The organism is Flectobacillus rivi (genome assembly GCF_030056655.1).
In the GTDB taxonomy this organism is placed as follows: Bacteria; Bacteroidota; Bacteroidia; order Cytophagales; family Spirosomataceae; genus Flectobacillus; species Flectobacillus rivi.
This window is the reverse complement of sequence record NZ_JASHIE010000019.1, coordinates 1-24,126: the sequence shown is the minus strand read 5'-3', so window position 1 is coordinate 24,126 and position 24,126 is coordinate 1. Positions and strand designations below refer to the sequence as shown.

Annotated in this window: 15 protein-coding genes and 1 pseudogene; 2 read left to right on the top strand and 14 right to left on the bottom strand. The window is 37.6% G+C overall.

From position 1 onward, the window contains the following. Positions 1 to 33 precede the first annotated feature (33 nt). From QM481_RS22105 to QM481_RS22055, 11 genes and pseudogenes are all read right to left on the bottom strand, one after another. Positions 34 to 1,521 (bottom strand): sugar ABC transporter ATP-binding protein, encoded by a 1,488-nt coding sequence (locus tag QM481_RS22105; RefSeq protein WP_283383367.1) that lies wholly within the window; start codon positions 1,519 to 1,521, stop codon positions 34 to 36. A 24-nt stretch (positions 1,522 to 1,545) separates the two neighbouring features. Beyond that, positions 1,546 to 2,148, bottom strand: a complete 603-nt coding sequence (locus QM481_RS22100) for a DUF2291 family protein (protein WP_283383366.1) — start codon at positions 2,146 to 2,148, stop codon at positions 1,546 to 1,548. A gap of 408 nt (positions 2,149 to 2,556) precedes the next feature. Beyond that, positions 2,557 to 3,483 (bottom strand): D-ribose ABC transporter substrate-binding protein, encoded by a 927-nt coding sequence (locus QM481_RS22095; protein WP_283383365.1) that lies wholly within the window; start codon positions 3,481 to 3,483, stop codon positions 2,557 to 2,559. Between the two features lies 1 nt (position 3,484). After that, on the bottom strand, positions 3,485 to 4,459 hold the full coding sequence (locus QM481_RS22090) for a transketolase family protein (RefSeq protein ID WP_283329093.1): 975 nt from the start codon (positions 4,457 to 4,459) through the stop codon (positions 3,485 to 3,487). Positions 4,460 to 4,886: 427 nt separating this feature from the next. Beyond that, on the bottom strand, positions 4,887 to 5,696 hold the full coding sequence (locus tag QM481_RS22085; protein WP_283383364.1) for a transketolase: 810 nt from the start codon (positions 5,694 to 5,696) through the stop codon (positions 4,887 to 4,889). A gap of 45 nt (positions 5,697 to 5,741) precedes the next feature. Beyond that, positions 5,742 to 7,346, bottom strand: a complete 1,605-nt coding sequence (locus QM481_RS22080) for a DUF1593 domain-containing protein (protein WP_283383363.1) — start codon at positions 7,344 to 7,346, stop codon at positions 5,742 to 5,744. Between the two features lie 183 nt (positions 7,347 to 7,529). Then, positions 7,530 to 8,819, bottom strand: coding sequence for a nucleoside hydrolase-like domain-containing protein (locus QM481_RS22075; protein ID WP_283383362.1), 1,290 nt, complete (start codon positions 8,817 to 8,819; stop codon positions 7,530 to 7,532). Positions 8,820 to 8,884: 65 nt separating this feature from the next. Then, positions 8,885 to 10,279 carry an L-fucose/L-arabinose isomerase family protein gene (locus QM481_RS22070; RefSeq protein ID WP_283383361.1) on the bottom strand — a complete coding sequence of 465 codons (1,395 nt, stop codon included), beginning with the start codon at positions 10,277 to 10,279 and terminating at the stop codon, positions 8,885 to 8,887. Between the two features lie 353 nt (positions 10,280 to 10,632). Beyond that, entirely contained in the window at positions 10,633 to 11,400 is a 768-nt protein-coding gene (locus QM481_RS22065; protein ID WP_166553744.1) for a DeoR/GlpR family DNA-binding transcription regulator, read from the bottom strand. A 421-nt stretch (positions 11,401 to 11,821) separates the two neighbouring features. Further along, positions 11,822 to 12,943: pseudogene (gene ribB / locus QM481_RS22060) on the bottom strand (3,4-dihydroxy-2-butanone-4-phosphate synthase); the annotation flags it as partial. A gap of 449 nt (positions 12,944 to 13,392) precedes the next feature. Next, positions 13,393 to 14,550 (bottom strand): MFS transporter, encoded by a 1,158-nt coding sequence (locus tag QM481_RS22055; RefSeq protein ID WP_166553745.1) that lies wholly within the window; start codon positions 14,548 to 14,550, stop codon positions 13,393 to 13,395. Positions 14,551 to 15,027: 477 nt separating this feature from the next. On the opposite strand from QM481_RS22055, the gene QM481_RS22050 reads away from it, so the two are divergent. Next, positions 15,028 to 17,994, top strand: a complete 2,967-nt coding sequence (locus QM481_RS22050) for a glycosyltransferase family 117 protein (RefSeq protein ID WP_283383359.1) — start codon at positions 15,028 to 15,030, stop codon at positions 17,992 to 17,994. 146 nt (positions 17,995 to 18,140) lie between these two features. On the opposite strand, the gene QM481_RS22045 is transcribed toward QM481_RS22050, so the two are convergent. From QM481_RS22045 to QM481_RS22035, 3 genes are all read right to left on the bottom strand, one after another. Further along, on the bottom strand, positions 18,141 to 19,325 hold the full coding sequence (locus QM481_RS22045; RefSeq protein WP_283383358.1) for a multidrug effflux MFS transporter: 1,185 nt from the start codon (positions 19,323 to 19,325) through the stop codon (positions 18,141 to 18,143). A gap of 163 nt (positions 19,326 to 19,488) precedes the next feature. Beyond that, positions 19,489 to 19,890 carry a hypothetical protein gene (locus QM481_RS22040; RefSeq protein ID WP_283383357.1) on the bottom strand — a complete coding sequence of 134 codons (402 nt, stop codon included), beginning with the start codon at positions 19,888 to 19,890 and terminating at the stop codon, positions 19,489 to 19,491. A gap of 275 nt (positions 19,891 to 20,165) precedes the next feature. Continuing rightward, the gene (locus QM481_RS22035) at positions 20,166 to 21,341 is read right to left on the bottom strand and encodes a helix-turn-helix domain-containing protein (RefSeq protein WP_283383356.1); all 1,176 of its coding nucleotides are present in this window, start codon (positions 21,339 to 21,341) and stop codon (positions 20,166 to 20,168) included. Between the two features lie 582 nt (positions 21,342 to 21,923). On the opposite strand from QM481_RS22035, the gene QM481_RS22030 reads away from it, so the two are divergent. Continuing rightward, on the top strand, positions 21,924 to 24,038 hold the full coding sequence (locus tag QM481_RS22030) for an outer membrane beta-barrel protein (RefSeq protein ID WP_283383355.1): 2,115 nt from the start codon (positions 21,924 to 21,926) through the stop codon (positions 24,036 to 24,038). The last annotated feature ends 88 nt before the right edge of the window (positions 24,039 to 24,126 follow it).

The window sequence follows — 24,126 nt, the reverse complement described above, 5'->3', positions numbered from 1 at the left end:
ATAACTATTTGAAAAAGAATCGAATAAAGTAATTTATAAAATTGCAGCCTTCAACAATTTATCTTCGTTGGCTTCCTCTGCACTCAACTCAGCAGTAATACGTCCGCCAGACATAACCAAAAATCGATCGGCTAAAGCTAGTAGTTCAGGAATCTCAGAAGAGACTACAATAAAGCTTTTCCCTTCTTGCGAAAGTTTTTTGATTAATTCATAAATCTCGTTTTTGGCATTAATATCAATTCCTCTGGTGGGTTCGTCGAGCATCAAAATACTAGGGTTAGTCGCCAGCCATTTGGCAAGAACCACCTTTTGTTGATTTCCTCCACTCAAATTCAAACAAAGCTGTTGTGAAGAAGGGGTTTTAATTGCCAACGAATCGATATAGCTTTGCGCATTTTGTTGCTCTTGTCGAGCATCAAGCAATTTGTCGCTAGCCAATGTAGTAAGTGAAATATTGGAGGCGATATTCATTCCCAAGACTAAGCCTTCTGTTTTGCGGTCTTCCGTTACAAAAGCTATCCCATTGGCAATGGCATCCTTAGGCGATTGAATCTTTACTGGCTTTTGGTGTACGACCATCGAACCTTTCAGGGCTGTACTGTTTAACCCAAAAATACTTTCGAGCAATTCGGTACGTCCTGCGCCCATCAACCCAAAAATCCCTAAGATTTCGCCGTGGTGAAGAGTTAATGAAATATCGTCTAATAAGTTACGATTCTTGAGTTTGGGGTGAGGAAGGGTAAAATTTTGAATGTTTAAGATTACCTCTTTTGAGATTTGAGTTTTAGCTTTTTTCTCAATCGTCACCTCACGACCCACCATTTGTCGAATCAATGCCTGCTCTGTAGTGTCTGACATATCACCTTCTGCTACGCTACAGCCATCACGCATAACGGTGTATTTTTCGGCAATACGAAAAAGCTCTTCCATTTTGTGCGAAATATACACAATCGTTTTACCCTCTTTTTTGAGTTCAGCAATAATACGGTGGAGATTATCAATCTCGGCATTGGTCAGCGCCGAAGTGGGTTCATCCATCAAAATCACTTGTGCATCAATCAATAAAGCCTTGGCAATTTCGATGAGTTGTTGTTCACCAACTTTTAAATTTTGAACCAAGGTATCAGGCGAAAGTTTCAGTTCTAATCTTTGAAGTAATTGATTCGTAACTTTTTTCATACCCGAATAATCGAGCATTCCCCACTGATTTTCAATTTCTTGACCTAAAAAAATATTCTCAGCGATGGTCAATGTAGGAATTAAGTTTAGTTCTTGATGAATAATCGAAATTCCAGCTTTTTGAGCATCTTTGATATGATTAAATTTTACAACTTGTCCATTCAAATGTATTTCGCCTTCGTAATCGGGATATACGCCTGTGAGAATTTTTAAGAGCGTTGACTTCCCTGCCCCATTTTCTCCTAAAATGGCGTTGACTTTGGCAGGATAAAAATTCAAGTTTACGCCCTTCAATGCTTTCACACCAGGGAATGATTTTGAAATATTGACTGCTTGTAGCACGTGCGAATGATTTTGTGGAAACGCTTATATTTTAGAAATCTTAATGGGCAATACACTCAAATTCAACAAGTCATGTTGTTTTTCACCCAGCTTTACTGCGCCAACTATGTCAATGGTATCGCCTGCTTTAATGGTTTTTAGTTCTTCAGGAATAGCTTTTTCACGAATAATCGTATTTAAGCTTTCTGAAATTTTGTTGAACTCAGCCGTAGTTTTGAAATCTGTTAATTTTACCAAACCCGAAGCATCACGAATGGCATTACCAAAAATGAATTTTGTATCTATTTCCAATGGTCTGTTGCCTGCTGCCAATACTTTCAATCTATCGCCCTGAACCTCCAAAATTTTGGCTTGGCATTTGACAAGATAATACGCCGTACTTCCTATGCCTAACCTATTGCCGTATTTGGCAATGTTGGCATGGTCATTTTCGGCAAAGGACGACAACAACTGCGATAGCTCTACCGCTTGCGATTTGGCGAGTATTTGTTGATATAAGTCTTGTGAATATTTAGCAAAATCAAAATTCGAATCCTTTTTTTGCTTCAAATCATCTAAACTTTCTATGTAGATGGAGTTGTAGATAGCCACAACTGCCAAGACAGAAGAAATGATAATTTTTTTCATAGTTATAAGTTTCTTGAGAGAACAGTCACCTCACACGATAATGTGGTTTAATGACTTGATTGATTATGAATGCCGAATTAGTACTGTAAGAAGGTTTTTATTTTGTTCAAAAGTGTTCTTATTTATTATTTTTTGGATGTAGTTGCAACCCTTGCGGTTGCCATTTTGAATGCGGTAACTGCAAGAGTTACCACTACACCAATTGTATTTTAATGATAAAGCTCAACCTTTGTACAATACTAATGCTGAATTTTGAATATAAAATACTAACTATCAATACTTTACTTACATTAAGTATCAGGAAAGATTAAACTAATAATATATCTGTATTACACTTTTGAATTATCTTTTTGACTTTGAGCATAATCCAATAACTGATATACTATTAACTAATAACTTACTCCGTTACTACTTATAATTTTTCGCATTGGCACTATTCACAAGTTCTACTTCTACAGGTACTCTTTGTGGAAAGTCACGCTTACCTTTCAAATACTCGTCGGCATATTGTGCAGCAGTTTTTGCCATAATTTTTGGATACTGCATACCTGTTGCGACGATTTTACCTTCCTTAATTTTTTCGATGACTTCCGAAGCACCATCAAAACCAAATACTTTTACATTGGCTTTTCCAGCAGCTTGCAATGCCTGATAAGCGCCTAGCGCCATAGCATCGTTGCCACAAAAAACTGCATCGATATTAGGATGTGCTTGCATGATGGTTTCCAAAACCTCCATGGCTTTATTGCGGTCAAAATCACCACTTTGTTGAGCTACCATTTTGAGATTAGAAAATTTGTCAACAACCGAATGAAAACCCTTTGAGCGTGCCCAAGTATTGTTGTCTCCCACCAAACCAAGTATCTCGACATACGTACCTTTTTCGTTCAAGGCTTTTACAAACTCAATGCCTACCTCGACACAACCCGAATAATTATCTGACAAAATTTGACTGGTAGCAGCATCATCGTTATTGATTTCACGGTCCATACAAAACACTGGAATACCAGCGGCTTTGGCACGAAGCACGTTGGAAACCGACCCATCAGCATCAGTTGGGTTAAAAAGAATAGCGTCGAACTCAGAAGAAATAAGGTTTTCAAAATTGTCGGACTCTACGGCAGGACTATTCTGAGAATCAAATATCTTGGCTTCATAACCTAGTTTTCTAGCATTTTCGGCAGCCGATTCAGCTAAGATTACAAACCAAGGATTATTGAGCGTAGAAATCACTACCGCTACTTTCTTCTTTTCATTCGACTGGCTTTTTGAACAAGCACTTACCAGAAAAACTCCTAAAATCAGCGATGCCGTTATGAGGATGTATTTTTTCATATTAGCCTAAAATGTTTAAAGCTGATTGTGTCAATCCCTTTTCTGAAATACCATAATGTTCAAAAATCTCACCTTGTGAACCCGAAACGGTATGCTCATCTGGTAAGCCTACGATTTTGAATTTGTTATGGCAACCGTTTTGTAAAAGCACCGAACCTACAGCCTCACCAAGTCCACCATACACAGAATGTTCCTCAACGGTAATAATTGGCGTATTTTGTGAAGCTAATTGCAAAATCAGTCTTTGATCCAAGGGTTTAATGGTATGCATACTTACCACTGTAGCAGAAATTTGATGCTCTTCAGCCAACTTTTGAGCGGCTTTTAGACATGGCCAAACGGCCTCGCCAGTAGCGATAAAGGTCAAATCTGATCCCTCTTTTACTACACGCCCTTTGCCCACTTCGAAGCTGGTCGCATGCTCAACCTCTTCGATTTTTTCGGGCATATTCTTTTTCCCAAAACGAAGATAAACAGGCGAATCCATAGCAGCCGCTTGGCGAATAGCCTCCGCCGTTTCGAAGTTATCCGCTGGTGCGATAATGGTAATATTATTGATGGCTCTCAAAACTGCGTAGTCGTGCAAACTATGGTGTGTACTACCTAAGGCACCATAACTTACACCTGCTGAAATACCAATAAGTTTGACTGGATTATCTGAATAGCAAACGTCATTCTTGATTTGCTCCAAGGCTCTAGCCGTCAAAAAACAAGCGGGTGAAACCGCAAAAACTTTCTTACGCATACTCGCCAAACCTGTGGCTACGCCAACTAAATTTTGCTCAGCAATACCCACTTCTACAATTTGCTCTGGAAGTTTTTGTCCAAATGCCACTAATTTACCTGAGCCTCTTGAGTCACTGGTTACTGCAAAAACGGTTTTATCAGCTTGGGCGAGCGATTCCAAGGTTGAAGCGAAGACCTCCAAATTGGCAAGCCCTACTCCTTTCGGAATATTAGTTATTTCTTGACCCATAAATTTACTGTTTATGTGTTTGATATATTGTATGCTAACTAGAGTATTTTTAAAAATTTTATTTGGCATTTGTTATAAAAACAAAATTTCCATTCGCCACACCTTACTTTTCTTGTCTTGACACAAGAAAAGTAACAAAAGAAAGTCAAGAAATCCTAAACTCGCCTGCGGCTCAAACAACAGGATTTCAGAAAAATAAATACAAAGGTTTTTATTTTGTTCAACAGAGTTCTTATTCATAGTTTTTTGGGTGTAGGTGCAACCCTTGCGGTTGCCATTTCAGATGTTGGATTTCGAAAGTATAGCCACTTTGGGGCTCATATTTTAAAACCGCTCTTTATTCCGAAATCAGAAATCCCATATCTGCAATAGTTGAAACTTACTCAGCACTGATCTTTGCTTATTAACTCATTCTACTATACGTCATCTAGCCATCAATCTCAGCCAAGGCTAACTCATATTGCTCGGCTGTTGGTACGCCATGATGCCATTTCAAGACATTTTCCATATAACTCACGCCCTTTCCTTTGGTCGTATGAGCAATGATAAATGAAGGCTTTCCTTCCTCAAAGGGAAGTGCATCAAAGGTATTCACCAAGGCTTCTACGTCATTGCCATCAACGTGTCGAACCGCCCAGCCAAAAGCTTCTAGTTTTTTATCGAGTGGCTCTAAGCCCATTACATCAGCATTCGGAGCGGTAATTTGGAGTTTATTGTAATCCAAAATAGCGCAAAGGTTATCGAGCTTATAATGCGCTGCAAACATAAATGCTTCCCAGTTGGAGCCTTCTGCCATTTCGCCATCGCCCAATACGGTGTAAACTTTCACGTCTGATTGATCTTTTTTAGCAGCCAAAGCACTCCCGCAGCAAATAGACAAACCATGTCCTAGACCACCCGTGTTCTGCTCCATTCCCTTAATTTTTTTGGTTGGGTGACCAATGTAAGGCGATTGATACTGACAAAGCGTCAATAAATCATCTTCAGGGAAAAAACCTTTGTCGGCCAAGACCACGTATAAAGCTTCTACACAATGCCCTTTGCTTTGGATATAAATGTCTTTTTCGGATGAATTAAAATTTTCAGGAGAAACATTCAATACCTTATTATAAAGCACATTCAAAATGTCAATAATCGAGAGGCTACCTCCTGTATGTCCTGCCTTCGCATTGTAGATATACTTGAGAATCTTTTTGCGATATGCTTTGGATTTCTCTTCTAATTCTTTGATGTTCATAGTGTTTGAGCTTCTTGAAATAAATCTCGTTTAAGTATCAGCTAATTATTTTGCTGCTCTAATGGTAATAATAATTCTTTGATAACTAGTCAACTCTGGTTTCCCGTTATCTGTTGCTTCCAATATTAGGTGGATAGTTTGTCCAGCCTGTACCTCTTTTGGAATCTGTATTTCAGTTTGAGTACTATTAGGATTCGAAATCGCTATTTTACCCGTGTAAGTTCCTACATTCATTTGCCACCACTTTGTCTGAACAGCATTTCCGTCGGGGTCAGACACAAATCCATTCAATCGAATTTTATCCCCACCCGAAGCCATTATTTGTAATGGACCTTCTACTCTTACAATCGGCTGATGGTTGGCATCGGCAAATTTTGGCGTTACCGACCATTGCATTCTTGCAGAAAAATCTTTTTGTGCCTGTGGAAAAAAGTTAGGAAATGTGTTTTCTTTGGCTTGCTTGTTGGCATTACTCAACACGTTTGCCATTGCGTTTGCACTAGTATCCGAGAGCATAAAGAAATTATTGGAAGTCTCCGTTTTAGCAATCGAACGACCACCCCATCCTCCATAAATGCCATCTTCATAAGCACGTAGCCCATTGCCCAACATATTCATAAAGGTATGGTCATCGCCTTCGCCCAACCATGAGCCTTTTTCTTGTACAGGCATCCAAACGGCATATCCTTTTTTCTTAAGCTCTTCATTCGTTAAACCTGAAAAACCAAAATAGTCAAGAATATCGCCTTTCACCATTTGTTTTCCATCACCCCAAACACGATATAACGCTCCCAATGGTCCACGACTGCTTACATTTTCGTTCATCCATTTAGCAGTCAAAAATGAAGCATCTTCTGCTTTTGCGTTCAATTGAGCGCCGTACCCGTAATTAGGAACATCCTTAAATTGGCGATATTCGATAGTAGGCCAGTGCGGCTTGATATAGGTGGCGTAAGTATCATCTTGGTCACCAGAAGGCAATAAAACCACTTTTTTAGTAATCTTTTTCTGAATAGCCTCCCATTGGGTGGTGTACTGATATTGTTCTTCAATTGATTTTAAGGCTCTTGCGATGGTGCTTTGCCCTCCCCAAGCAGTTATAAATAATTGCCCAGGTTTATCATCTAAAATAAGTGTTTTAATCAAATTTGAGCCTTCTGAGTCTTTGGAGATATCGCCATCAAACTCGATATTGCCATATCTAATTTTAGACTTCAGTATGGCTGGCGCAGGATATTCTGGGCTATGAACTTTAAGATTAGGGTATGCTTTTTCGTAGGCACCCACAATATCATGGATAAACTTTTCATCTTTTGCCCAACGCCATGATTCGCATGGGCAAAGATTTAAACCAAAACGAACATATTCTCTGCCCGGCACAGACCATTTAGTACCTTTTCCATCGCCTTTCCAGTGGAATCCGCTGCTGGCATAAATCAATCCTTCAATGTCGAGATTGTCGCTGTACAACAAAAAACGAATCAATGAATTGTTGTCGTCAAGCTCTGGATCGGCTGTTATAATGATTCTAGGTTTTTCTTTTTTTGTTGAAATTTGAGCTACAACTTTCACCGAAAGAAAGCCAAGATTCATGAGGATAGCCAAGCCAAAAAGCTTCGCTAGTTTTAAACAGCCGATTTTTGAGCACATCTTGATAAATTGTATAATTGGTTTTTGGATAAATATTCAAGTCATGGGGGGAATAAATTCACCCGCTAAGTGGAATTTATTCAATATCACAATACTTTCGCACTCTTCAAGCATTTTTCAGATAGGTGAATCTTGGTTTTTAGCGAATCCCTTCTCATTACTCATAAACAAATAACGAATCTCTTACCTAAGCCAATTCCAACGTTTTGCCCAATCTAGTAGTACATCATTTCGCCATTTGAGTACAGTTTTACCTCCCTGCCAAATATCATCATACAGTTCGGGGTTTGACCTATCTGTGTACCAATTTGTCCCTAACTGATAGTCAGTATTATGAGGTTTTCCTGGCCAAATATTATCTACTACAAACGTGCCGTTTTGCTCGTTAAATCCACTAATACTCGATGTTACCGTGTAGGTTAAAGTTTCAGTACGTTTTGGACAGTACCTTACCACATAGTTTCCATTTCCAAGATAAAAACCATCCCATTTTTGTTCTCCAATTTCAGACTTTACTGTCATTGTCAGGCATGCAGAGTCGGGCGAAATATTTACAACAGGTCCTTTAAACATAAATTCAACAATAGAAAATACGGTTACTGTATCCCTAATCGATGTATTACCGTTAAATAGTACTCTTGGACTATGCTTAAATTTCACATAACTACCCCCCCAGTTTTCTCTCATGGGATTGCTGGGATTACCATCCATCATGTATAACAATGAAGGAGTGTCGCCCATTTTAAGAACACCCTTGTAGCGGTTATCTTTATAATCTTTACCCAAAAAGCCTGCTTCTTTTATGTAGTTTTTATAGTAATTTTTATTACTCAAAGTATCTGGAACACTATCTGAGAAAAAGCCGTAGTAAGACGCATTTGATTCAATAAACCAAAGATTCGGAAAGTTTTTAGCAATGTAAGCATAGCTATTGGCACTCCATTTCTTATTAGGTCCACCAATAAAAAATACTTTTATTTTGTGTTGAATCTCTGGTTTATCATGTAATGCTTGTGCTAAGTCTTCCAATCCTCCCCAAACCAAAACCCATAAAGGTCTATCACTTTTTTTCTGGGCGCATTTAATAATCCAGTTCGAACCTTCTGTTGCGGTAGCATATCCCTTGAACGGGGCAGCGCCATGTCGTCCTTGTTTTACTACCGAACGTAAATAATCAGGTGATGACAATTCGGGTTTATGTTTTCTGAGTTTTGGAAGGTCTTTTTCGTATAGGTCTATTGTGCGAAGTATCTCTTCCTTCGTTCCGTCGCCATAAGACGGTGACGAAACTAAGCCTTCTATTTCAAACAATTCGTTGTACATGAGTAAGTGAATCATTGACTGATTATCATCTGGATCAGTTCCTCCAATATCCGTACTCACAAGGATACGTGGTTTTACGGGCACAGGTTTTTGTGCAATAACCGTTTGTGCGAGGAAGAAAAAAGAAAAAATCAAACTCAGCTTACTCATAACTTGATATTGAAAAGGTTTTCAGAATACATTGCTTTTAAGCTCATCGCCTAAAGCACTTATTGCTAATGCTTATAGATTTCCCAACCCATGTAATTTCCTAAAGCCTCTTCCAGAATTGAAGCTGTTTTAGAAGCATTCATTACCACGTGGTGTTCAAATCCATTACGGCAAACATATTTCATGAGTCCTTGTAAATCAGGAATTTGAGCTACTGCACGGTTACCAAATGTTTCTAATGGGTCATTGGTCAACTCACCTTCGCCAATATAAGCTTTGATAATACCTTTAGGATCGTCGGTGCTAATTCTTCCATAGGTCAATGGCATAGCAGGAGTACGTCCGTCCAAAGCACCATACGTATTTTCGACGCCTACCGAAGTTCCTAAAATTGGTGCATTGCTAATTTGAATATCTGGCAAGAAGGATTTTGCCCAGTTACCACAGTGGAACAACACACATTTGTCTTCGTCATTGGCATAATTATTATTCCAGTCAACCAATGCACTTGGCGAGCCTGATGCCAATTGCATCGCATACATTGAAAGTGTTCCTGTTACATCTACTTCGCATGCTGAAGGCAACATATTTTCAGACATGATACTCATGCTTGTACATACGTTGCAACCGTAGTTTTGTTGTAAAGAAGTCCAACATTGAATAGCAGTCGCATCTAGCACATTTTCTTCCATGATTTCTTTCAAAACCACATCTAATTTGGCAATCTGAATCATGGCTTCGTTTGGCGTTCTACCTTTAGACGCATAAGCGTTGATAGATTCCAAATGCTGTTTTACTTTGTCGTCATTGCCTGTTAATTTATTGGCACGTCCCAAAATTTCAGACAAGTCAAAAGTCGTTACCGTAATACCGTTTCTTTGAAGGATTTTTTCGGAATAACGAACTGTATTAAATGCCCCTGGACGAGCGCCAATAGCACCAATACGTACACTTTTTAAGCCTTTTACCACTCGACATACCGACACAAAATCAAGTAAATCTCTTTGGAAATTTGGATCAGCAGGAGCAGAAACATGTTGGCTCGTCAAGGTATATTTAATGCCGTATTGATAAAGGTTATTACAAACCGAAATCTTACCACACCATGAGTCACGGCGATTGACCACGTTCATTTTGCTCAAATCATCAGGGTATGCCTGAATCAATACTGGCACGTTGAGATTGGCTAATTTGAGGGTATCTGCTACGCCTTTTTCGTCACCAAAGTTGGGCAATAATACCAAAATCCCTGCAATCTCTTCACGATGGGCTTTGAACAAATCTGCACATTTTTGAGCTTCTCTGAAAGTCTCCACGCCCCCTAATTTTGTATCTGTAGTATCCAACAAAATAGGCTTAATTTTAAGGCTATTGAATACCTCAATAATTTCAGTTCTTGCTTTTTCGACTAAACTGTCTGGGAAGAAATCTCTGTTTCCAATAATAACGCCAAGTGTCATTTCAATTGTTTTTTAGGGATAAATCGCTATCCTATTTCAAGTTAAATTTGAATAAAGTCAGATATCAGTATTAGTGCTGAATTATGAGTTATGAATTATTATCTATTTCAGATATCGGATGTTGGATTTCGGAAGTATAAGCCTCTTTTTAAAAGTAATAATGGTATTTTACATCATTTCATAAATTAGAAATCCTGAATCTGAATCCAAAAGTAAAACTTTAAATATCAGCACTTTAGAAAAAATTAGACAAAAGAATATCAGGCATTAAAAAATGATTTTAATGCAAATACCTGATATTATTTAATCTAATTTTTTTGTAAAAGAAGCCTGTTAAATCTCCTTCTTTTCCCTTAGGCAATTATTACCTCTATTTCGTTATCTCTGAAAACCTCTTTGTGTTTGTCTTCAATGGCGTCGTCAGTAATGATATAATCTATCAAACTCAATGCGCCTAAGCTTGCCAAAGCACTTTTGCCAATTTTGGTGCTGTCTGCCACCAAATAAGTAATCTCAGCGGCATCTATCATGGCTTTTTTCACGACTAAATCACTAATACTTGGGTAAGTCAAGCCTGATTTTAGGGAAATTCCAGCCGTGGCTAGGAATAATTTTTGCACATTTAAGCCTTTAAAAAAATCAGCAGCTTTTTGTCCTGTTAGCGACAAGGTGGGTGGTTTAAACTCCCCTCCTGTCATAATCACCTCGATACTCGGCTCAGCACCGAGCATCATGGCTATATTCAAAGCATTAGTGATAATGGTTAGGTTTCGTATTCCTGAGTGTTTAATTTTCTTGGCAATCTCGGTTGTTGTACTTCCCGAATCTAGGATAATGGTATCGCCTGATTCGATATATTCAAGGCACTTTTCTGCGATTTTTTCTTTCTTATCTAAGTTATCTTGATGAATCAGTGAAAAACTTTTTACTTGATCTTCAACATTTTTGAGGTAAGCACCACCGTGTTCCTTTATAATCAAATCTTCAGCTTCCAGCTTTTCTAAATCCTGACGAATGGTAACCTCTGTTACTTTAAACAAGCGAGCCAAGTCGGCCACTTTAGCGGAACCATCTTCCTTTAATAATTCTAAAATCTTTTCTCTACGTTGATTTGGGAGCATAATGTCTAGATAATTTTAAGCTTCCGTTTGCTCTTTTATTCATCTTGAAACAAAAATAGAAAACAAAAACAAATAAAAGAAACAAAACGAAAATATTTTTTGTACTAATTTGCGAGTAAATATAGAAAAATCCACAAACCAGTTATTTTAAAGCATATTCGAAACAAAACAAAAGTTAATAATAAATAAAACAAAGATTTTCCGAATTGAATTTACATAAAAAGTAAAGAATACGAAATGTTTTTTAATACCAGTTCAAGACATTATCTTGAATTAGTTTTTTAACAGTTTTGAAACTGAATCAAAAAAGCGGTCGAAAATTGTTTTTCGACCGCTTTTTTTGAAAACTTACTAGATATTACTCAGCTTAAGACGCAATCATTGCGTCTTAAGCTGAAATGTAGATTAAAAACCTTTATCCCAAGGTCACAGTTTCTACGATTTCGAGACCGTAACCGAATAATGCTGCACGTTTTTTAGGATTATTTGTCAATAATTTGATTTTGGAGATACCTAAATCTCTTAAAATTTGCGCCCCAATACCGTAGTCTCTCTCATCGTTTGGTGTAATTTCAGTACTTTGATTAACACCCATTTCTTGAAGTTTGTATTTTTTCAAATCGCTCATTAAGTTGGCACTTTTACCATCTTGGAACATATACAAAATCACACCTTTCCCCTCATTTTCAACGGCTTGCATAGCATTTTTCAATTGTTGACCACTATCACAAAGTGTTGAACCGAAAATATCACCAACTACATTTGACTTGTGAACACGCACGAGTACAGGCTCATCCTTTTTCCAAGTTCCTTTCACTAAGGCCAAATGTGTATCACCTGTATCTTTTTGACGAAAAGCAATCAAATCAAAATGCCCCCAGTCTGTTGGCATATCTACGCCAATTTCTCTTTTGATGAGCGATTCGGTTTGCAGACGATATTCTACCAAGTCTTTGATTGTAACCAGTTTAAGATTAAACTTATCAGCTATTTTTCTCAAATCTGGCAAACGAGCCATCGTACCGTCTTCGTTTAAAACTTCAATGAGCACGCCAGAAGGTTTGAATCCTGCTAGTTTGGCAAAATCCATCGCTGCTTCGGTATGTCCTGTACGACGTAAAACACCCTCTGTTTTAGCTTTCAAAGGGAAAATATGTCCTGGGCGACCCAATTCTTCTGGCTTTGTATTTTCGTCGACCAATGCCTGAATGGTTTTGGCGCGGTCTGGTGCCGAAATACCTGTTGTACAACCATGCCCCAGCAAATCTACTGATACTGTAAAAGGCGTTTCGTGAGAGGAGGTATTATTTCCCACCATCATATTCAAGCCCAATTCGGCACATCTATCTTCTGTCAAAGTCACACACATCAAACCACGACCTTCCTTAATCATAAAGTTGGCTAATTCTGGCGTAATGGCCTCCGATGCACAAATCATATCTCCTTCATTCTCACGGTCTTCGTCATCAGCTACAATAATAATTTCGCCTCTACGAATAGCTTCAATTGCTTCTGGAATGCTATCTAATTTTATTTCCGACATGGTATTCATTTTAATAATCAAAGAAGCCAAGAGCCTCTTCAATCGATTTGTTTTCATTTTTCACTTCAAAATTATGCTTTTTAATGATTCGGAAAGAAAAAAATAAAAAAACGAAAGGAATTTAGGGTGAAATCTATATCAGATTTGGGATTTCTGATTTCGGAATTATATGCAGGGACACTCAGATGAAAATATAAATTATTCCGAATTTTAGCGATTTAGTGATTTAGCGAGTGAGTGATTATGTAAAAATATGTGTTCCATCAGTAGAGACGCAATGATTGCGTCTTAAGCTGAATAAAATCTAGTATAATAGCATCAAAAATTTGGAGAATAACCCTAATCTTAAAATTCGGGATGAATCATGTTTGATAGATATAACTCTGCTTGAGACCCAATCATTGCGTCTCTACAGATACCTTTCTTTTAACACCTTGATTCTTTTCTACTTATTCAGCATAAGACAATCTTCTTTTTAACACAAAAGAGAAAAATACGCCTACTAATGCCATTGCCATGCCTACCAAAACGGGTGTATTGTAACCAAAACCATAAGTTATAGGCAAACCACCTAAGAAAGCACCCAATGAGTTACCGATATTGAAACTCGCCTGCGTGGCCGCAGAGCCCAGCATTTCGGCGCCTTTTGAGGTACTAATCATCAAAATTTGAATTGGTGCTGCCAACGAAATAGATAATGCGCCTGCAATAAATGTCAATATCAAAGAGATGATTTTATTTTCTGAGAAGAAATGGATGCCCAATAATGTCACCGCCATCGCAACCAACAACCACAAACAAGCTTGAACGGCTGGCAATTTATCCGCTAACTTTCCACCAATGATATTTCCTACAACCATACCAAAGCCTGCCAAAACCATAATCCACGAAACGCTATTTGCTGAGAAATGAGATACCTCAGTCATCAATGGCGCTATATAACTAATCCAAGTGAACAAACCTCCCGTTCCGATAGAAGTAATCACGATAACCAACCAAGCATCTACACGCTTAAAAAGTTCTAGCTGTGACATCGTACTTTCTCCTTCATTTTGATCCGATGGTAAGGCTGGTAACCAAAGATTGATGAATAACAAGGTGGTTAATCCTATGATGGTTACTAAAGCAAAGGTATATCTCCACAAATACTCGTGGCCAATCCATGTACCAATAGGCACCAACAACAAATTGGCTATTGTCAAACCTGCAAACATCGTAGATATAGCTTGTGCTTGTTTGCCTTCATCCGCCAAGCGACTTGCTACTACTGCTCCAATACCAAAAAATGCACCATGAGGTAGACCTGCTAAAAATCTAAAGAACAACAAAGTAGTCGCATCAGGAGCCAAAGCGGATAATGAGTTGAAAATGGTAAAAATTACCATTAAGAACAATAGCATCTTTTTGGGTGGATACTTACTTCCCAACAACACCAATAAAGGTGCACCAACAACTACGCCTGCCGCATAAGAAGAAATAATGTGAGCGGCGTCAGTGATACTAACTCCTAGATTTTTGGCAATATCAGGTAAAATCCCCATTACCACAAATTCGGTAGTACCGATGCCGAGTCCCCCTAGGAAGAGTGGAAAAAAATGTTTTTTCATGATTTCAAAAATGATTGACAACAAGTGTGAAGAGCTGTCTGTCAACAATTAATTAAGTTTTCTTGGATAGATCGTAATACTTTTCTAACCTCAAAGTTCGGTAGATAATTCAACAAAACTGGACATATCTATCGGATTTCAGAAATTCATTAGAGACGTCAAAAACAATATTGATTTAGTACAATCTTTTTGATGCTTTTGAGCTATTATACTTCAATAAATCCTAAAAAACGCTGGGCTTTCTGTCAAATGTTAAAATGATTTTAAGTTAAATAGTGTTAAATACAAACCTGATTTTCAGGACATAACAAAAATGTATTTTCCTTTGTGTCATGGATTGCTTTTGCATGCTAGCTACGACAAGAATCCTCTAATTTCTATTTTTCAACATCAAAACATTTTCACCTACAAGAAAGTACTGTGAGGTACTGGCACGCAAGCTAAGTACCTATTGCTCTTCTTAAAATCCAACATACTATGACATCATTTCGACAACTCAACAATGGAATCGGTTGGGCAGTGTTTGTTATTGCCTTTATCGTATATGCAGCGACGGTAGAACCTACAGCTTCATTTTGGGACTGTGGCGAGTTTATCGCTTGTGCCTACAAATTACAAGTACCGCACCCACCAGGGGCACCTTTGTTTCTTTTGCTTGGCAGATTTTTCTCCCTATTTGCAGGGGCTGATGTCACCAAAGTGGCTTATTGGATTAATATGCTATCGGTACTGACGAGTGCCCTGACCGTGTTGTTTATGCACTGGACAATTGTTTTAATTGGTCGCAAAGCCTATCAAAAACCTTTTTCAGACTTAACACAAAGTGAGGCATTCACACTCCTGAGTGCAGGCTTTATTGGTGCCTTGGCGTATGCTTTTTCTGATTCATTTTGGTTTTCGGCAGTCGAGGCGGAGGTTTACGCTATGTCTTCATTTTTTACTGCGATTGTGGTTTGGGCAGCCTTCAAATGGGAGCTTATTGAAGATGAAGCCGCTGCGAATAGATGGTTGATTTTCATTGCCTATTTAGTGGGTTTGTCAATTGGGGTTCACTTACTTAATTTGGTGACTGTCCCAGCTTTGGCATTAATTTATTATTTCAAGAAAAATCATAAGCCAAGTTATAAAGGAGGTTTTCTGGCGTTATTGGTTGGTTTGGTGATTTTAGGCATTATCAATTCCTTAATTATTCCTGGCATACCATCAATGGCTTTCCAGTTTGAATTATTATTTACCAATGGATTAGGCATGCCTTATGGTGTTGGCGTAAGTCTATTTTTGATTCTCTTCTTAGGAGCTCTTATTGGCGCTATTCGCTATTCGATTATTAAAAACAAAGTACATTTAAACGTGAGTTTGCTGGCTTTGTGCTTCGTACTTATTGGTTATTTGTCATATACTTTGGCGTTGGTTCGTTCCAATTACAATACCCCTCTCAACGAAAATAACCCAAGTAACATTCTTAATTTTGTAAAATACCTCAAACGTGAGCAATACGGCGAGCGTTCGTTGTTATATGGTCCTATTTACACGGCAGAGGTTGAAAATGTAGAGCGTGGCAAGCCTCAATACAAAATGTCAAATGGCAAATACGAGATTTATGATTACCGACAAAAATTGATTTTTCCCAAAGAGCAAGAAATGCTTTTCCCAAGGGTATATTTTAGTCCAATGGAACAGTATCCGAAGCAATACGCTGAGATGCTTGGTTTAGCACCTGGACAAAAACCTACTTTTGGTGACAATCTTCGCTATTTGTTTTCGCATCAGATGGGGCACATGTATATGCGCTATCTGTTATGGAACTTTATTGGTCGTAATAGCGATGTCCAAGATGCTGGTATGTCATTTATCAGCAAAAGTCCCTATTCAGCTCTTTCCGCTCGTAGTAAATCTCACAACAATTACTTTGGCCTACCTTTAATTTTGGGTTTGATTGGTTTTTTCTTTTTGATGAAAAAAAATGAGAAAGACTTTTTGACCACCGTTTTAATGTTTTTGTTAACAGGAATAGGATTAGTTATTTTCTTGAATGCCCCTCCTACCGAGCCTCGCGAACGAGATTACATTTATGTCGGTTCGTTCTACTTTTTCTGTATTTGGATTGGATTAGGCGTTATACAATTAACGGAATGGGCAAACAAGTTTCTTCGTAAACCTATACTATCGGGTAGACTAGCCAGTTTAGCATCGTTGGTCATTCCTGTGATTTTGATTCAACAAAACTACGATGACCATGATCGTAGCAATCGTTATCAGCAGGTGGATTTTGCCAAAAACTTGTTAAACTCTTGTGAAAAAAATGCCATTTTATTCACCGCTGGCGACAATGATACCTTTCCGCTTTGGTATGTACAAGAGGTAGAGGGTTTCCGTACAGATGTGCGAGTTTGTAATCTCTCGCTATTAGGAACGGATTGGTATATTGAGCAAATGAAACGAAAAACCTACGAGTCGGAGGCGTTGCCTGTTTCTATTTCTGAAGATTTGTTACGAGAAGGGATCAACGATCAAATTCTTTTTTATGAAAATCCAAATGTAAAAAGTGGTATCAATTTGATTGAATATCTCAAATTAGTAAAAGATGATAATCAAGCTATCAAAGTACCGTTGCAAGACGGCACTTCGATTAATATTTTGCCAAGTGAAAACCTTACGATTCCAGTAAATATAGATGAAATCAAAAAAGCTGGTTTTGTACCTAAAGACGTAGAACCTTTGCTAACAAACCAAATGAATTGGTCAATTGGTACATCAGGCATTCTGAAACCGCAATTGGTACAGCTTGACATCATTGCCCAAAACGCTGCCAATGGCTGGAAACGTCCGATTTATTTTGCGTCTTCACTCAGCAAAGTGAGTTACCTCAATATGAAAGAGTTTATGCAATTGGAAGGTTATGCCTATCGATTGATGCCTGTAAAAATCGAAGGTGCTACCGAAGGAATTGTGAATACAGCCGTATTGGAGCGTAATTTGATGAAAAAAATGGTTTGGAAAAATCTTGACAACCCTCAAGTATATCATCATTCCGAGTTTTATCAGTTACCAACTACCATGGGGAGATTATCCTTTCAACGTTTGGCGAGCCAGTTTGCTCATGAGGGTAAATACCAAAAAGCAAAAGATACCTTAGATTATTGCAAACGTATCATGCCCGACCAATCTATTCCGTACGACCATGTATCAGCGGGTTTTGTAAGCTTGTATTTGACCATTGGTGACCATGCCTCCGCTATGGAAATCGCCAATACGATGATGAATCGCAATAATCAATTATTAGATTTTTATGGAAAAAATCGCCGTGCAAGCAACGAGCAAGATATACAATTTGCTCTCTTCCAAATGCAAATTATTGTTGAAAGCCTCAAAAATGCCAAAGCCCCCGAGGCCGAAAAATACGAGCGAATGTTTCAGCAACAACTCCAGAAACTGAGTAGCTAGGAAAGAGATTTGAGTGATGAGGTGTGAGTCAGCACTTTGCGAAGGAATTAAAACTATTGCAGATTGGGGATTTCTGCTTTCGGAAATCTCCAATATCTGCATAATTCACAATTCTACATTCACCATTAAATACTTTAACTTTGAATCTATCCATGTTTCAATTTAGAAACACCTGTAGCAAAAACAATTAGTCCCAATACGGCACAACCAGCCATCACAGCCGTCATAGGAACACTAGTGCCATTGCTAAGCATACTCACCGCAGCGGCAGCCAACGACCCAAAACACATTTGTAAAGCACCTAGCAATGCCGATGCCCCACCGATAGATTTGGTAAATGGATATAAAGACAAAGCCGAAGAATTGGGATAACTAATGCCCTGACAACATAAAAATAGAAACACTAAAGCCAAAGCACTGTATAAATTGAGCCAGCCCCAAATACTTACTAGACATAAGATCACTCCAACCAGCGTTTGGACACGTAAAGAAACACGTACTACCTGACTGCTACTGTATTTTTTCAGTAAAAGATTATTCACTTGACTACTTGCAATCAAGCCTCCTGCTAAAAAGCCAAATATCCATCCATATTCCTTTTCTGAAACCCCAAAAAGTTTCATAAACACAAAGGGCGAACCCGATAGATAAGCATATACCCCAGCCGAAATCAGCGCACCTGCAAAAGCGTACGTGTAAAACTGAGGTACTTTTAGGATGTCAATGAATGACAAAATGATGGCTTTAGGTTTTAATGAAATTGACTCATCAGGTTTTTTACTTTCAGGTAAAGCAAAATAACAGGCTAAAAACAAGATTACACCCAAGCCAAACTGCATATAAAACACACTATGCCAACCCATTAAGGTAATCATATAACTTCCTACACTAGGTGCAATAATGGGTGACACACCCAAAATCAACATCAGTAGGGAGAATATTTTTGCCGTTTCTTCTACAGGGAATACATCTCGTACAATCGCACGAGGGGCGACCATACCTACACAAGCGCCCAATGCCTGTAAAAATCGGGCTGCAATCAGCACCTCTACTGAATTGGCGGTAGCACAGGCAAGTGAGGCTACCAAATAAATAGATAAGCCAATCATCAAAGGCTTTTTACGCCCAAATCTGTCCAGCAGAGGACCGTAAATTAACTGTCCTACCGATATACCGATAAAGAAACTAGACAAAGAATAAGCGACCTCGTCGACGGTAACACCTAAATCCTTGGCAATGGTTGGGAAACCAGAAAGATAAGTATCTATTGAAAAGGGACCAATGGCTGATAATAAACCAAGAATAAGAATTAGTATACTGCGATTTTTCATTCGGGAGATTGCTATTGTATCAAAATGATTACAAAGGTAGTGAAGTCGAACACGTTTTATTCAACTTTTCAAAAACTTCACGAAAGTACTTCACAATCGAACACCGAATCTAATCCAATTCAAATGAAATATTACAAAAATCAAACAATATACTTGTCAGAAATCAGTTTGAATACTTCCATATTTCAGTTCCATACAAAACATCTATTTTCTTTCGGTTTTTCACATAATCTTGAAAGTTATTGGAATTAGAAAAATCATACAAAGTCCCATCGCATTTGTATTGATGAATATTGGTAGATGAGCAAATAGAACATTGTATTTCTATGACATTTTCACCCTTGTATTCAAACAAGACAACACCATTAAGCTTATCGGCATTATCTCCAAAAGTGTATACTTTCATTTTGTCAGAAAGCCATTTTAGATTATTTACTGGGTCTTTTATGCCACAAACTTCCACGTTTGAGCTTCCATTGAGCGGGTCCTCAATATCTTTTTTGCAAGCAGAAAACAATGATAGTGACGAGCAAGTCACGATGAGTAGAAGAGATTTGATTTTCATAGTAAAGTTTCAGTATATGGTGGACTAATTTTAGTATAAATATTAACGAGGAAAGAGGTTAACAAAGATAAGGAATTTTGGTAAAAGTCTCAATAGGCGTTTCAATGGAGATATTCAACAACATTCACATTAGTGTAGAACGATGTCATTATTTAGGAAATAAGACAAATAAATATTCAATCAAACTTTCAATTAATACAATGATAATCAGAAAATTGCACTAAAGCAACAAACCTAAATTCAGCGTTATTAGTTTATATTTGATTACTTAGCTACTACTCTTCCAACTCCATATCATGTTTTTTAAGATATTGATTGGGGGTTAGACCTGTTTGCTTTTTAAAGGCTGTAAAAAAAGTACTTTTACTTTTAAAACCGCATTCATTGGCAATGGCTTCTATGGTATAATTCTGATACTCTTTAGAGACAACTTTTTCAGTAAATGCCTTGATTCTGTAGCTATTGATAAAATCGTTATAGTTCATTTTGGCTACAGTATTAATGGCATTCGAAATAGCATAAGGTTGAATCCCGACTTCCATTGCTAATTCTGAAATCGTAAATTTATGATTGTGATAAGATTTACTTTTTTCTAAAGCAATTTTAATCAATTCAAAATCTTGAAGATTGATAATATCAGGTTCTTTATCCACTTTTGTAGTACTTATCTTCGCTAATTCTTCGAGCTCTTCAAGAGGATATTTTTCTGCTGAAGACGTTACTGTCGCTCTCAAAGAGCTATCTTTTATAACGAAATACGAAGCAAACAGGACAAAAGTCATCAAGGAATGAATTAATGAAACCTTATCCATAAAAGGATTTTGATCGACTTCTCTCAGTAACTCATTGGTAAGCAAATACATATACCCATTTGAAATATACAGCAATAAAAAACCCACTACAAAAAAGACATCCCATTGAGGCAACAATTTTTCATTGGTAAAAGCGTTTTGTGTTTTTACCACAAATTTCCAAACTAAACCTAGGTAGATAAATCCTAGAATACTTTGCGCATAGGGAATCCATACAAAAGGTATCCAACCAAAGGTTTTAGTAAACAAATCCTTCGCCTCAATATGTCGAATGAGTTCAATTTTTTGCTCAAACGGCATCGTATAAAACGGAATCAAATCGATAACAACGACAAAAAATGGAAGTATCTGCATTAAAACATTTTTAACCGTAAATGTGTAGGTTCTTTGCGTGACAATAAACAAATACAAAAGATATGGACCCGCAATGTAGAAGGGACGAGCCACCAACAAAAGACCGCTGATGGGATAATCTTGAATAAGTCGAGTAGTGATACAAACTTTCATGATGAGAAACCAAGCCCACAATAGTGTTACAGCTCCCCAGATAGTTTTTGATATAGAGTAAGGTCGAGTGAAAGCCTTTGTTAGACTCCCTAAAGTGATTGCGATAGCAACCAAATTTAAAATTATTGTCATAACATCAATGTTAAGGCCGATTATTCCAAATCTAAATAAAGGTAAGAGGAATAAAACAACTTTCCGAACCGTTAAATAAGCTTAACTACTATTTCAGGCTCAAAAATGTACTTGGCGGACTTGGATTTGGTTTATAAAATAAGGATCTACTGACTGTTAAAGCAAATTTAGCTTGAATTATGGTTATACCTGAAAAGATATAAAAGTTTTTCACATTATCCAATATTTTAAAAGTTCATTTAGAATCCATTGGGTGAAAGTAGAAGTTTTATCCCCTATTTTCAATAACACAATAGAAAACTATTTGTTTGAAAAGCCAGTTTTGAAGAATAAGCTAGAAATATAGATTTATTTTGCATGAAAGCTACGAATACTTCTTCTATTCATAGAATGGCTATTTAGTTTTCCCTTCTCAAAAGAACCTAACCCAACTTCAATTTTATAGTATTTTTTTTAGAAATAGCCTGCCACGAAAATTTATATTGTCTTAACATTTCCTTCATAAAATCGCTCTTACATGCAACATGTAACCTTTTTGGGTGTCATTGCATCAAATCTATTCATCAAGCATTTATCTATTTTATGAAAAAACTCTTACCTCTACTTCTAGCAATTTTAGGCTCTGTGGCAACTTTTGCTCAAACTGGTTCTATTCAAGGTAAAATAGTTGGCTCAGACCAAAAGCCACTCGCAATGGCGACTTTAACCGTGTTTTTGGCTAAAGATACCTCTATCGTTTCCTATCGTATTAGTAATGAATCAGGAGAATTTAAGTTTACCAACCTACCAGTCAATGTTCCGTTGCGACTTTTGGCAACCTATGTAGGAAATGAGGCCTACCGACAAAGTTTTACATTGACCTCTCAGAACCCATCACAACGATTCGACTTAATCAAGATGCAAATGACCAGCAAAAGTCTTGATGAGGTAATTGTAACAGCCGAGCGCCCTCCTATCACAGTCAAAAACGATACAATTGAGTTTAATGCTAATTCCTTTAAAACTTTACCCAATGCCTTGGTAGAAGATTTATTGAAAAAACTGCCAGGGGTTCGTATCGATGCTGATGGAAATATCACCATGAATGGCAAAGCTGTCAACAAAATTTTGGTGGATGGAAAATCCTTCTTTGGTGATGACCCCAAAATGGCGACTCGTAACCTTCCTGCCAACGCCATTGATAAAATCCAAGCAGTCGACGATAAAGAACAAGCCTTGTTGAACGGTGATAACAATACCAGTAATGTCGGAAAGGTAATTAATATCACCCTGAAAAAAGGTTATAAGAAAAGTGCCTTTGGAAAAGTCTATGCAGGCGGTGGTACACAGGATGTATATGAACTAGGGGGCATTATGAACATTTTCAGAGACACTCTACAAGTCAGCGTTTTGGGATACAGCAATAACCTTAATCGACCAGGTTTTAGTTATAGTGAATTAATGAATAATGGCGGATTGCGCAGAAGTAATGCCAACAGAAGCTCCAACTCTACTCGCATCAATAACGGCATGAATGGCAGTATGGTCGACATCAATGGCGTAAATTTTGGCGGAAATACCAATTTTGGTATTGCTACCAGTAATGGTGGAGGTTTTAACCTTAATCATGCTCCTAACGTCAAGAAGTCATTTTATTTACAATATTATTTTGGCGAAGTCCGAAATAGACTCAACACAGACCGCTTGGCAGAGTTATATAACGGAGATACTATTATCACCAATCACAGAGTAACCAATGTACTTACCAAGAATTACGGACATAGTGTAGGAGGTGGCTTTAAGATAAAAACCGATTCGGTGACAACCCTCAATTTCAATGCAGGATACACTGCAGGTTTGGTCAGAGAAGCCCCTAATGTGCTGATTTCTAGTGAAAATAATTATTTAGGTGCGCTAAGCAAGGGGAATATCAATCAGTCAAATGATATTAATAACTACAATTACAATCATACTTTTTACCTACTCAGAACAGGAAAGACTAACAGTAAACGGTTGATGTCGATTGTCCAAAGTCTTAACATTGGCAATAATTCCAGCGATTACATGACAAGTTCTGTTCTAAACTACCTATATCCCAGTAGATATGATAGTCTCCAAAATCAGTTGCGACAAGTTCGTTTACCACAAGCATTTGGTAGTTTATCAGTAAGTTTTTATGAACCAATTCATAAACTATTCACGCTTCGATTTACGAATAGATATAGTTTTACTCAAATCAAAAATACCACTCAGATGCTGTACGCCAACCCACTTGGTGATTCGTTTAGTGTCTTAAATCCTGTACTTAGTGGTTCTTTTGAGCGCCAACAACATGAGGTGTTTTTGGCACAAAAGTTAGCATTTCAGTACAAAAAACTGACTATTGTAGCAGGAATTGACGAAACGTTTTTGACGTCTCATTTGAATACTTCGGCAGAAACTAACTCTATTCAAAGGAATATTCAGAAGTTGAATCCCAACTTGAATATCAGTTTCAACAACCTTACTTTGACCTATAACAAAAACTATAGTTTGCCCTCTTATTCGTACTTATTACCCGTTTTTGACAATTCAAACCCCTATTACATAGCGAAAGGGAATCCGAATTTACAGCCAACAGCAACATCTGATTGGTCATTAAGCTACAATTATAATAACCAAACCAAAAACTTGAACATTTGGTGGTATTGTCGGCTTCCCATTTTTAGTACAGTTTAAAAATATACATAATCTGATTGTTTTGATTATGTATTTAACCCTTCTTGGGCTGAGTGTAGCGTAGCGGAACGAAGCCCAAGAAGGGTGT